This is a genomic window from Sulfuricystis thermophila (assembly GCF_004323595.1).
In the GTDB taxonomy this organism is placed as follows: domain Bacteria; phylum Pseudomonadota; class Gammaproteobacteria; order Burkholderiales; family Rhodocyclaceae; genus Sulfuricystis; species Sulfuricystis thermophila.
Genome location: NZ_AP019373.1, coordinates 1,012,562 through 1,024,734 on the forward strand (window position 1 = coordinate 1,012,562; position 12,173 = coordinate 1,024,734).

Annotated in this window: 13 protein-coding genes; all 13 read left to right on the forward strand. The window is 63.4% G+C overall.

Annotated features, from left to right (window positions below; genetic code table 11):
- The 13 genes from ispG to asd all read left to right on the forward strand — a co-directional run bounded on the left by ispG (position 1) and on the right by asd (position 12,044).
- The gene (gene ispG / locus M52SOB_RS05150) at positions 1-1,230 is read left to right on the forward strand and encodes a flavodoxin-dependent (E)-4-hydroxy-3-methylbut-2-enyl-diphosphate synthase (RefSeq protein WP_284155214.1); all 1,230 of its coding nucleotides are present in this window, start codon (positions 1-3) and stop codon (positions 1,228-1,230) included.
- Entirely contained in the window at positions 1,227-2,522 is a 1,296-nt protein-coding gene (hisS, locus tag M52SOB_RS05155; RefSeq protein WP_131110883.1) for a histidine--tRNA ligase, read from the forward strand. The genes ispG and hisS overlap by 4 nt, the downstream gene beginning before the upstream one ends.
- Positions 2,523-2,525: 3 nt before the next feature.
- Positions 2,526-3,188: a tetratricopeptide repeat protein gene (locus M52SOB_RS05160; protein WP_131110884.1), complete on the forward strand. Its 663-nt coding sequence runs from the start codon at positions 2,526-2,528 to the stop codon at positions 3,186-3,188.
- Positions 3,185-4,354, forward strand: coding sequence for an outer membrane protein assembly factor BamB (gene bamB, locus M52SOB_RS05165; RefSeq protein WP_131110885.1), 1,170 nt, complete (start codon positions 3,185-3,187; stop codon positions 4,352-4,354). The genes M52SOB_RS05160 and bamB overlap by 4 nt, the downstream gene beginning before the upstream one ends.
- A complete protein-coding gene (der, locus tag M52SOB_RS05170) occupies positions 4,355-5,680 on the forward strand; it encodes a ribosome biogenesis GTPase Der (protein ID WP_131110886.1) in 1,326 nt (441 codons plus the stop codon).
- A 179-nt stretch (positions 5,681-5,859) separates the two neighbouring features.
- Positions 5,860-6,189 (forward strand): ferredoxin FdxA, encoded by a 330-nt coding sequence (gene fdxA / locus M52SOB_RS05175; RefSeq protein WP_131112441.1) that lies wholly within the window; start codon positions 5,860-5,862, stop codon positions 6,187-6,189.
- 49 nt (positions 6,190-6,238) lie between these two features.
- A complete protein-coding gene (gene aroC, locus M52SOB_RS05180; RefSeq protein WP_131110887.1) occupies positions 6,239-7,363 on the forward strand; it encodes a chorismate synthase in 1,125 nt (374 codons plus the stop codon).
- A 46-nt stretch (positions 7,364-7,409) separates the two neighbouring features.
- On the forward strand, positions 7,410-7,673 hold the full coding sequence (locus M52SOB_RS05185; protein WP_131110888.1) for an HP1242/YdcH family protein: 264 nt from the start codon (positions 7,410-7,412) through the stop codon (positions 7,671-7,673).
- Positions 7,670-8,854, forward strand: coding sequence for an MFS transporter (locus M52SOB_RS05190; RefSeq protein WP_131110889.1), 1,185 nt, complete (start codon positions 7,670-7,672; stop codon positions 8,852-8,854). Before M52SOB_RS05185 ends, M52SOB_RS05190 begins: the two co-directional genes overlap by 4 nt.
- A 4-nt stretch (positions 8,855-8,858) precedes the next feature.
- Positions 8,859-9,641, forward strand: coding sequence for a M48 family metallopeptidase (locus M52SOB_RS05195; RefSeq protein ID WP_284155215.1), 783 nt, complete (start codon positions 8,859-8,861; stop codon positions 9,639-9,641).
- A gap of 74 nt (positions 9,642-9,715) precedes the next feature.
- A complete protein-coding gene (locus M52SOB_RS05200) occupies positions 9,716-9,835 on the forward strand; it encodes an entericidin A/B family lipoprotein (protein ID WP_131110890.1) in 120 nt (39 codons plus the stop codon).
- A 14-nt stretch (positions 9,836-9,849) separates the two neighbouring features.
- Positions 9,850-10,902 carry a 3-isopropylmalate dehydrogenase gene (gene leuB / locus M52SOB_RS05205; protein ID WP_131110891.1) on the forward strand — a complete coding sequence of 351 codons (1,053 nt, stop codon included), beginning with the start codon at positions 9,850-9,852 and terminating at the stop codon, positions 10,900-10,902.
- Positions 10,903-10,922: 20 nt separating this feature from the next.
- A complete protein-coding gene (gene asd / locus M52SOB_RS05210; RefSeq protein WP_131110892.1) occupies positions 10,923-12,044 on the forward strand; it encodes an aspartate-semialdehyde dehydrogenase in 1,122 nt (373 codons plus the stop codon).
- The last annotated feature ends 129 nt before the right edge of the window (positions 12,045-12,173 follow it).

The window sequence follows — 12,173 nt, forward strand, 5'->3', positions numbered from 1 at the left end:
ATGACTGCGAGCGTTCCAACGCGCCGGCCGACGCGGCAGGTCATGGTCGGCAAAGTCGGCGTTGGCGGGACGGCACCGGTGGTCGTCCAAGCGATGACCAATACCGATACCGCCGACGTCTTCGCCACCGCCCAGCAGGTTGCGGAGCTCAATCGCGCCGGTGCCGAGATCGTGCGCGTCACGGTGAATACCCGCGAGGCCGCGCTGGCGGTGCCGAAGATCAAGGAGCGGCTGGCGCAGTTACATTTCGACGTGCCGCTCGTCGGCGACTTCCATTTCAACGGCCACAAGCTCTTGGCGGAAGTGCCGGAATGCGCCGCCGCGCTCGACAAGCTGCGCATCAATCCTGGCAACGTCGGCAAGGGGGCCAAGCGTGACGAGCAGTTCGCGCGCATGATCGAATTCGCCTGCCGATACCAAAAGCCCGTGCGCATCGGCGTCAATTGGGGCAGCCTCGATCAGGAGCTCCTCGCCCGATTGATGGACGAGAATGCCCGTCGCCCGGAACCAAAAGATGCGACGGGGCTGATGCGCGAGGCGATGGTGGCCTCTGCCCTCGAATCGGCGGCGCAGGCCGAAAAGCTGGGGCTGCCCGGCGATGCGATCGTGCTTTCCTGCAAAGTGAGTGGCGTCCAAGACCTGATCGCGATCTACCGTGATCTTTCGGCGCGTTGCGACTATCCGCTGCATTTGGGGCTGACCGAGGCCGGCATGGGCAGCAAGGGCATCGTCGCTTCGACGGCGGCGCTCGCCGTGCTGCTGCAGGAAGGCATCGGCGATACGATCCGCGTCTCGCTCACGCCGGAGCCGAATGAGCCGCGCACCAAGGAGGTCGTCGTCGCGCAGGAAATCCTGCAGACGATGGGACTCAGGGCCTTTACGCCGATGGTGGTCGCCTGTCCCGGTTGCGGGCGCACGAGCAGCACTTTTTTCCAGGAGCTCGCCCAGGACATCCAAAAATATGTGCGGGCGAAGATGCCGGAGTGGCGGCTCGAACACCGTGGCGTCGAGGAGATGACCGTGGCGGTAATGGGCTGCGTCGTCAATGGCCCCGGCGAGAGCAAGCACGCCAATCTCGGCATCTCGCTGCCCGGCACGGGTGAAGCGCCGGCAGCACCCGTCTATGCCGATGGCGAACGCATCACCACCTTGCGCGGCGAGAACATCGCCGCCGAATTCCGCGCCATCATCGACGCTTACGTCGAGAGAACCTACCCGAAACATTCATGAGCCAGATCCTGCAAGCCATCCGCGGCATGAACGACATCCTGCCGCCCGAATCCGAGCGCTGGGAGCGCTTCGAGGAGACCGTGCGCGATTGGCTGTTTTCCTACGGCTATCGGCCGATCCGCATGCCGCTCGTCGAGCCCACGCCCCTCTTTGCGCGCGCGATCGGCGCGGTGACCGACATCGTCGAAAAGGAGATGTATTCCTTCACCGACGCGCTCAATGGCGAAGCGCTCACCTTGCGTCCGGAGGGCACCGCCTCTTGCGTACGCGCCGTGCTGCAGCACAATCTTCTTTACGATGGGCCGAAGCGGCTGTGGTACATGGGGCCGATGTTTCGCCACGAGCGACCGCAGAAAGGGCGTTACCGGCAGTTCCATCAGGTCGGTGTGGAAGCCCTCGGCCTGCCTGGCCCCGACATCGATGCCGAGCAGATCCTCATGTGCGCCCGGCTGTGGGACGATCTGGGGCTGGAAGGGATTCGCCTCGAAATCAACTCGCTGGGCGAGCTCGAGGAGCGCACCAGGCATCGCGCCGACCTGATCGCCTATCTCGAAAAGCACATCGAAGAGCTCGACGAGGACGGCCGGCGGCGGCTGCACACCAATCCCTTGCGCATCCTCGATACCAAGAATCCGGCCCTGCAGGAGATCGTCGAAGCGGCGCCGAAGCTGATCGACTATCTCGGCAAAGCCTCGCTCGAGCATTTCGAAGGTGTGCAGCAACTGCTCGAGGATGCCGGGGTTCCCTATCGCGTCAATCCGCGGCTGGTGCGCGGGCTGGACTACTACAATCTCACCGTGTTCGAGTGGGTGACCGACCGGCTCGGCGCGCAGGGCACGGTCTGCGCCGGTGGGCGTTACGACGGCCTGATCGCGCAGCTGGGCGGCAAGCCGGCGCCCGCCTGCGGTTTTGCGCTGGGCATCGAGCGGCTGATGGCCCTGCTCGAAGCGCAGGGCGAACTCCCCGAGGCACCCGCGGTCGATGTCTATGTCGTGCATCAGGGCGAGGCGGCACAGCGGCTGGCCTTCCGCGCCGCGGAAGCCTTGCGCGACATCGGTTGCGCGGTCATCACCCACATGGGTGGCGGCAGTTTCAAGTCACAGATGAAACGCGCCGATGCCTCCGGTGCGCAGTTGGCGGTGATCATCGGCGAGGATGAGGCACAGAAGAACGAAGCGAGCTTGAAACCCTTACGTGTCGAGAGGGAACAATGGCGCGTGGCTGTCGATGGACTCGCGGATGCGGTGAATGACTGGCTCTTCGGTGCGGATGAGGCAATCAACGAGGAATGAAGCATGGCAACCTACGATCTCGAAGAACAGGAACAGATTGAAGAGCTGAAGACCTGGTGGAAGATGCACGGCACGCTGGTCACCTCGGTGGTGGTCGCGTTCGCGGTCGCCGTGGTCGGCTGGCAGGTCTGGCAATGGTGGCAACGCAACGAGGCCGCCAAGGCCGCGCAGCTATTTGGCAACCTGCAGCAGGCGCTGGCGCAGCAGGATGTGAAACGCGTGCGCCTCCTGGCCGGAGAGCTCGTCGACAAGCATGCGGGCACGGCCTATGCCGGCATGGCGGCGATGGTCGCCGGCAAGGTGCTGGCCGAGACCGGCGATCTGAAATCGGCCCAGGCCCAGTACGGTTGGGCGGCGGAACATGCGACGGATCAGGGTACACGCGATCTCGCGCGACTCAGGCAGGCCATCGTGCTCATCGAAGAGAAATCCTTCGACGAGGCGTTGAAGCTCCTTGCCGTGCCGCCAACGCCGAATTTGATGGCACGCTTCCTGGAAGTACGCGGCGACGTGCTCGCCGCCCAAGGCAAGACTAAAGAGGCTCGCAGCGCCTATGAAGAGGCGATCAAGGCGCTCGAAGCCGACCGTCAGGCCGAGGGTCTGCCGCCCGGACCGTATCTCGACATCCTGAAGGACAAACGCGACGCGATCGGGGTGGCCTCATGAGGTTCTCCACACTGCTGTTGTCGTGCGCCACCGTGCTGCTGGCCGGCTGCGCCACCATCAGCGACACCGTCGATGCGTTGAATCCCTTCAGCAAGTCGGCGCCGAAGTCCAAGCCCGCGCCGCTGCCGTCCTTCCAGCCACAGGCCGAGGTCATACGCCTGTGGCAGGCGAGCATCGGCAAGGCCGGGGAATACGTACTGACGCCCGCGGTGGTCGGCGAAAGCGTCTATGCCGCAGCGCGTGACGGCACGCTGGCACGCCTCGACGACGGCCGCCAGGTCTGGCGGATCGAGACGGGCAAGGTATTCTCCGGCGGTGTCGGCGCCAGCGACCGGCTGGTGGTGGTGGGCACGCCGAAAGGGGAGGTGCTTGCCTTCCATGCGCAAGATGGCAAGTTGGCCTGGCAGGCGCAGGTCAGTTCCGAAATCCTTGCCTCCCCGGCATTGGCAGGCGATCTCGTCGTCGTGCGCAGCAACGATGCGCGCATCTTCGCCTTCGATGCGGTCGACGGCAAGCGCCGCTGGGTGTATCAGCGACCGACCCCTGCACTGGTGTTGCGTTCCACGGCTGGCGTCGTGCTGATCGACAAGGCCATCTACGCCGGCTTCCCCGGCGGCAAACTGGTGGCCATTTCCCGCAGCAACGGTGCGGCACTGTGGGAGGCTTCCGTCGCGCTGCCGCGTGGCACGACCGAGCTCGAGCGCATCGCCGATGTCGCCAGCGATCCGGTGGTCGAAACGGATACCGTCTGTGCCGTCGCCTATCAGGGGCGACTGGCTTGTTTCGACAGCGACAACGGCCGGCAGCTCTGGGCGCGCGACATATCTTCGGTGGCCGGCCTCGACATCGGCCATCGGGCCATCGTCGTCAGCGACGAAAAGGGCGTGCTGCAGGCCTTCGATCGTACGGGCGGCGCCACGTTGTGGAAGCAGGACAAGCTGCGCCTGCGCGGTGTAGGCCGCCCGCTCGCCCTGGGCCGCAAGGTCGTGGTCGGCGATTTCGAGGGCTATCTGCACGTGCTCGCCGAGGACGACGGCAGCATCTTGGCGCGTCAGGCTACCGATGGTTCGGCGATCGCCGCCGCGCCACGACGTCTGAAGGGCTTGGATGACAGGCTGGTGGTGCAAACGAAGAATGGCAGCGTGTTGGCGTTTTCCCTGCGGTAAATGATTCCCACCCTTGCGCTCGTCGGGCGTCCCAACGTCGGCAAATCGACTCTGTTCAACCGTTTGACCCGATCGCGGGCGGCGCTGGTGGCCGACCAGCCGGGCCTGACACGCGACCGCCACTACGGCCATGGCCGGCTCGGCAAACGGCCCTTTCTGGTCATCGATACCGGCGGTTTCGAGCCGCAGGCGAAGGAGGGTATCGTCCATGAAATGGCGCGCCAGGCCGAGGCGGCGATCGCCGAGGCCGATGCGCTGCTGTTCATCGTCGACGTGCGCACGGGCCTCACGCCGCAGGACAAGGTGATCGCCGAGCGGCTGCGCCGTTCGGGGCGCCCTGTGTATCTGGTGGTCAACAAGGCGGAAGGCATGAATCGCGACGTCGTCGCGGCGGAATTCCACGAACTCGGCTGCGGCGAACCCTATGTCATTTCCGCCGCCCATGGCGAAGGAGTGCGTGAACTCCTGGAGCTGGTGCTGGCTCGCTTTCCCGAGGAAGGGGAACAGATTCCCGAGGAGGAAGGGCCGCGCGTGGCGATCGTCGGCCGGCCCAATGTCGGCAAGAGCACGCTCGTCAACACCCTGCTCGGCGAGGAGCGCATGATCGCCTTCGATCTGCCGGGCACGACACGCGATGCGATCGCCACGCCGTTCGAGAAGAATGGCAGGCGCTACACGCTGATCGACACGGCGGGCCTGCGCCGCAAGGGCAAGGTGTTCGAGGCGATCGAGAAATTCTCGGTGGTGAAAACCCTGCAGGCCATCGAGGCGGCGAACGTCGTCGTGCTGATGGTCGATGCCAGCCAGGACATCTCCGACCAGGACGCGCACATCGCCGGTTTCTGCTGTGATGCCGGTCGCGCGCTGGTGTTGGCGGTGAACAAGTGGGATGCCGTCGATGCCTATCGCCGCGAGCAGGTCAAGCAGGACATCCAGCGCAAACTCAACTTCCTTGGCTTTGCACGAGTGCATTACATCTCGGCCCTCAAGGGGCAGGGCGTGGCGGGCGTGTTGCAGTCGGTCGACCGCGCCTACGCCGCGGCGATGGCCAAGCTACCCACGCCGAAACTGACGCGCGTGCTGCTCGAAGCCGTGCGCAAGCAAGCGCCGCCCCGGCATGGCAACGTGCGCCCCAAACTGCGCTATGCCCATCAGGGGGGCAGCAATCCGCCGGTCGTGGTGATCCATGGCAATGCCCTCGAACACGTGCCACCGGCCTACGTGCGCTATCTCGAGCATACTTTCGTCGAGGCGTTCAAACTGCAGGGCACGCCTTTGCGCATCCAGTTCAAGAGCAGCAAGAACCCTTACGTCGATAAAGACTGAAAGTCGGCGCGGGCCGAAATGGGGCATCCTGCCGGGCGCCGGCTAAACTCGAAGCGTTGGCGCTGAAGCCGCCCGCAGCGGAGGGGGATCCGTCGCTGGCGGGGGCGTGGCGGATCCGGGCGGTGCCAGGACGGCACCGAATGGCTATACTGGTTCCACTGAATGAGGAGGGAGCAGCGATGACCTATGTGGTGACCGAAAACTGCATCAAATGCAAATACACGGATTGCGTCGATGTCTGCCCGGTCGATTGCTTCCGCGAAGGACCGAATTTCCTCGTCATCGATCCGGATGAGTGCATCGACTGCACCCTGTGTGTGCCGGAATGTCCGGCCGAGGCGATTTTCGCCGAGGACGACGTACCTGACGATCAACGCGAATTCATCGCCTTGAACGCAGCGCTGGCCAAGCAGTGGCCGCCGATCGTCGAACGCAAGGCGCCACTGCCGGATGCAGACGAATGGCGCGGCAAGCCGGGCAAGAAGTCGCTGCTCGAACGCTGCGGCTGAGCGATGCTAGACTGCTCGGCCTTTTTTGCCACTTGATGCCCGTATTCTGATGCCCGGCAATACCTTCGGCACGCTGTTTTCCGTCACCTCTTTCGGCGAGTCGCATGGTCCGGCCATCGGTTGTGTGGTCGACGGCTGCCCCCCGGGGCTCGAACTCTCCACCGCTGATATCCAGGTCGAACTGGATCGCCGCAAGCCCGGCACCTCGCGCCATGTGACGCAACGGCGCGAAGCCGATGAAGTCGAAATTCTCTCCGGCGTCTTCGAAGGCAGGACCACCGGCACGCCGATTGCGCTGCTGATCCGCAACACCGACCAGCGCAGCAAGGACTACGGCGAGATCGCCCGGAGTTTCCGCCCCGGCCATGCCGATTACACCTATTGGCAGAAATACGGCATCCGCGACTACCGTGGCGGTGGGCGTTCCTCGGCCCGCGAGACAGCCGTGCGCGTCGCTGCCGGCGCGATCGCCAAGAAATGGCTGCGCGAACGTTACGGTGTGACGATCCGCGGCTGGATGAGCCAGTTGGGGCCGATCGAGATTCCGTTCGTCGATGCCGTGGAGATCGATCGTAATCCTTTCTTTGCGCCGAACGCTGCGATCGTGCCGGAGCTCGAGGCTTACATGGATCGACTGCGCAAGGCAGGCGATTCGGTCGGTGCGAAGATCGAGGTCGTGGCCACCGGCGTGCCGCCGGGCTGGGGTGATCCGGTCTATGACCGGCTCGATGCACGGATCGCCTATGCGATGATGGGTATCAATGCGGTCAAGGGGGTGGAAATCGGCGCCGGCTTCCGTAGCGTTGCCCAGCGCGGCAGCGAGCATGGCGACGAGCTGACGCCACAGGGGTTCCTCTCCAATCACGCCGGTGGCATCCTGGGCGGCATTTCCACCGGCCAGGACGTGCGCGTCTCCATCGCCATCAAGCCGACCTCGAGCATCCGTATTCCGCGCCGCTCGATCGACATCGACGGCCAGCCGGTGATGGTGTCTACCGAAGGGCGTCATGATCCCTGTGTCGGTATCCGTGCCACGCCGATCGCCGAGGCGATGCTCGCGCTGGTGCTGATCGATGCCGCTCTGCATCACCGGGCGCAGTGTGCCGATGTGCACTGTCCGACTGCCGCGATTCCCGGCCAGGCGCCACCGGCTGGACCGGACTCGGCCTGTTAGAATCCGGCCCATTTCGATAACACGACAAACAGGGAAGAAAACAGCCATGCACGTCGACCATCACGATCTCTACAGCGAGTTTCCGGAACTGCGCGACGCCATCGACACGCTGAAGGCCGAGAGCGGTTTCTTCGCCGCCCTTTTCGCCCGCTACAACCGCCTGACCGGCAAGGTCGAGGATCTCGAGGAGCATGACATGCCGGTTGCCGACTTCACCCTCGAAGACTTGAAGAAGGCGCGCCTCAAGCTCAAGGACGAGATCTATCAATTGCTGATGGCTTACCGCATCGGTCAGAAACACTGCGCTTGACTACAGGCCAGCACGGCCAGTCACCCGAGCCAAACCGCCGGCAGCTCACGCGGCTGGCCGTTTGGTATTTGTTTTATTTCGCCTTCGTCGGGGCGTTTGCGCCGTATTTCACACTCTATCTCCAGGACGCCGGTCTGTCGGCCAGCGAGATCGGCGTGTTGATGTCCGTTCCGCAGGTGATGCGCCTCGTGGCACCGAATCTCTGGGGATGGCTTGCCGACCACCTCGGCGTACGCGCCGCGGTGGTCAAGTTCGCCGCGTTCGGGGCACTCATCGGTTTCACTGGTTTCTTCCTGTCTCGCGATCTACTCGTGCTGTTCGCCGCGATGGCGCTCGTCTGGTTCTTCTGGAGCGCCGCATTGCCGCTCGTCGAGGCGATGACCCTCGACCGGCTCGCTGGGCAGGCCGAGCGTTACGGTAGCATCCGCTTGTGGGGTTCGATCGGTTTCATCGCCAGCGTACTCGGGCTGGGCGCACTGCTCGATCACCTGCCGATCGGCGCGGTCCTCTGGGCCTGTTTCGCGATCCTTGCCAGCGTGCTGGCCAGCGCCATGATGCTCGAAGAAACGAAACTCGGCGTTCGTGGCACGGCACCCCCGATTGGCGCGCGCTTGCGTCGGCCTGCGGTGATGGCGCTCCTGGCCGCGTGCTTTTTCATGTCGGTCGCGCATGGCCCACTCTATGTGTTCTTCTCGATCCATCTCGTCGCGCATGGCTACGACAAGCTATCGGTCGGGATGTTCTGGTCGCTCGGCGTGATCGCCGAGATCGTCGTCTTCATGAACATGCCACGGCTGATGGGCCATGTTTCGCTGCGTGCCATCCTGCTGGCGAGTTTTGCGTTGGCCGTGCTGCGCTTCCTGCTGATCGGCTGGGCGGCGGATCATCCCGTGGCGCTGCTGTTTGCCCAACTGCTTCATGGTGCGACCTTCGGCGCCTATCACGCTGCAGCGATGGCGGTGCTGATCCGCTGGTTCGAACCTGCCCAGCAGGCGCGCGTCCAGGGCGTTTATGGCAGTATTTCGTTCGGTGCCGGCGGCATGGTGGGCGGCCTGCTCAGCGGCCAGGCATGGGACCCCCTCGGCGCCGGCATGACCTATACGCTCGGGGCGCTATTTGCCGCCTGCGGCTGGCTGTTGATCTGGCGTGGCTTGTCAGCGCAATCACTCACAACGCGTTGAGGGCATGATGGGCACGAAGAAACGCTTTCTGATGGCAGGGGTTTTTTCACTCCTGCTTGCTGGGTGCAGCACCGTACCGGTCACCGGCCGCTCGCAATTGCTGATGGTTTCGGAACAGCAGGAGCTCCGCATGGGGCTGACGAGCTTCAGGGAGATCCTCGAAAAGGAAAAGCTCAACACCGATCCGCTCGTCAACGAACGCGTGCAGCGCATCGGCCGCCGCATCGCCGCCGCGACCGGGCGCACGGATTACCAGTGGGAATTCAAGGTGATCGAGAACGACAAGACCGTCAACGCCTTCTGTCTGCCCGGCGGCAAGGTCGCCGTTTATACCGGCCTGCTGCCGGTGGCGCAGGACGATGCTGGTCTCGCGGCGGTGATCGCGCACGAAGTCGCCCATGCGATTGCACGCCACGGCGGGGAGCGACTCAGCCAGGAAATGGTGGTCGCTGGACTGACCGCCGCCACGGTGATGGCCACCAGCGATTCGTCGCGCCGCGATCTCTATGCTGGTTTGCTCGGCGCAGGTGCGGCGGTCGGTTTCCTGCTCCCCTATTCACGCTTGCACGAATCCGAGGCCGACCGCATGGGGCTGATCTACATGGCCAAGGCGGGCTACGATCCGCGTGCCGCGCTCGCGTTGTGGCAGCGCATGGCGGCGCAGGCGAAAGGAAAGTCGAAGCCTCCGGAATGGCTTTCGACCCATCCGGCAGACGAAACGCGCATCAGGCAGATCGAGCGCTGGTTGCCAGAGGCTTTGAGCCATTACCATCCGGGCATGAATTGACCTCACCGTAGGGGAGCAGTCTCGACGCTTCCATAGTGCCGTCATGCGATAATTTCTTTTTTTGGGAGACGAACATGAAGAAATTGCTTGGTTTGTTCGCCATCGCCGTATTCCTCGTCGGTTGCAACACCGTCCAGGGTATCGGCAAGGATATCGAGAAGGGTGGCGAAGCGATTCAAAGAGCCGTCAAGTAATTCAAGGAAGCCTCATGAAAATCCTCGTATTGCCCGGTGATGGCATCGGGCCTGAAATCACCGCCGAGACGGTGCGCGTGCTCAAGGCGCTCGACCTGAAATTCGAAATGGAAGAGGCGCTCTTGGGCGGTTGTGCCGTCGATGCGACAGGTGACCCTTATCCCGAGGCGACACGGAAGCTCGCGCGCGAGGCCGATGCCGTGCTGCTCGGCGCCGTCGGCGGGCCAAAATGGGACAGCAATCCGCGCGAACAGCGTCCTGAACGCGGTTTGCTCGGCATCCGCAAGGATCTGGGTCTATTCGCCAATTTGCGGCCGGCCGTGCTTTATCCCGAACTGGCCAACGCATCGACCCTCAAGCCGGAAATCGTGTCCGGGCTCGATATCCTGATCGTGCGTGAACTGACGGGTGACATCTATTTCGGCCAGCCGCGCGGCATCGAAGTGCGCAATGGTGAGCGGGTCGGCTTCAACACGATGATCTATTCGGAAAGCGAAATCCGCCGCATTGCGCGGGTTGCCTTCGAGGCCGCACGCAAACGCAACAAGAAAGTGTGTTCGATCGACAAGATGAACGTGCTCGAATGCACCCAGCTCTGGCGCGACGTGGTCACCGAGACGGCGCGCGACTATCCGGACGTCGAGTTGTCGCACATGCTCGTCGACAATGCCGCGATGCAGCTGGTGAAGAACCCCAAACAATTCGACGTGATGGTCACCGGCAACATGTTCGGCGACATTCTCTCGGACGAGGCCTCGATGCTGACGGGTTCGATCGGCATGCTGCCCTCGGCGTCGCTCGACGAAAAAAACAAGGGGCTCTACGAACCCTCCCACGGTTCGGCGCCGGACATTGCCGGCAAGGGGGTGGCCAACCCGCTGGCGACGATCCTCTCGGCAGCGATGATGTTGCGCTATACGTTCAGTAACGAAGAAGCGGCCTGCCGGATCGAGAATGCGGTGAAGCGGGTGCTGGCCCAGGGGCTGCGCACTGCCGATATCTTCGAGCCGGGCACCCGGAAGGTCGGCACAAAGGAAATGGGCGACGCGGTACTCGCCGCGCTTTGATCGACGAGAGGACACAGATCATGAAGAAGGTGGGGTTGGTGGGTTGGCGCGGCATGGTTGGCTCGGTGCTGATGAGCCGCATGCGCGAGGAGGGTGATTTCGCCCTGATCGAGCCGGTGTTTTTCACGACGTCCAATGTCGGTGGCCAGGGGCCGGCCGAGGCCGGCGGTACGCCGCTCAAGGATGCCAAGGACATCACGGCACTGCAGCAGATGGACGTGATCATCAGCTGTCAGGGGGGCGATTACACCAAGGAAGTGTTCGCGCCCCTGCGTGCCGCGGGCTGGAAAGGCTACTGGATCGACGCTGCTTCCACCCTGCGCATGGCCGATGATGCGATCATCATTCTCGATCCGGTCAATCTAGACGTCATTAAGGCGGGTCTGGCGAAAGGCGTCAAGAATTACATCGGCGGCAACTGCACGGTCTCACTGATGCTGATGGGGCTGGGGGGCCTGTTCCATCACGATCTCGTCGAATGGGTCTCGGCGATGACCTATCAGGCGGCTTCCGGGGCCGGCGCGCAGAACATGCGCGAGCTTTTGGCGCAGATGGGTATGCTCCATGAGGCGGTGAAGGAGGAGCTCGCCGATCCGGCGTCGGCGATTCTCGACATCGACCGCAAGGTCGCCGAGACGATGCGTGCACCTTCGTTTCCGACCAAGAACTTCCGCGGCGTGCCGCTCGCTGGCAGTGTGATCCCCTGGATCGACGTGCCGGTGGACAACGGCCAATCCAAGGAAGAATGGAAGGGCGGAGCCGAGTGCAACAAGATTCTTGGCAAGCCGCCCTTCCGCAGTCCCGGCAGCATTCCGATCGATGGCATCTGCGTACGTGTCGGCGCGATGCGCTGCCATTCGCAGGGGCTGACCATCAAACTCAAAAAGGATGTGCCGCTCGACGAACTCGCGGACATCATCGCCAAAGGCAACGATTGGGTGAAGGTGGTAGCCAACGAGCGCGAGATGACCGAGCGCGAACTGACTCCGGCGGCGGTGACCGGCACATTGACCGTGCCGGTGGGCCGCCTGCACAAACTGGCGATGGGGCCGGAGTACCTCGGCGCTTTCACTTGCGGCGACCAGCTGCTGTGGGGCGCCGCCGAACCCCTGCGCAGGATGTTGCGAATTTTGCTCGCATAAAATCGTATTCGGCATATAAAGTACAAGTCGAGCTTGCGCCATTAAGTGCATGATGTTATTTTGAATACCATGCTACCTATCCCGGGCGGGGTCAATCGTGAATAAATCACCCAGATCGTCGGTCCTCAA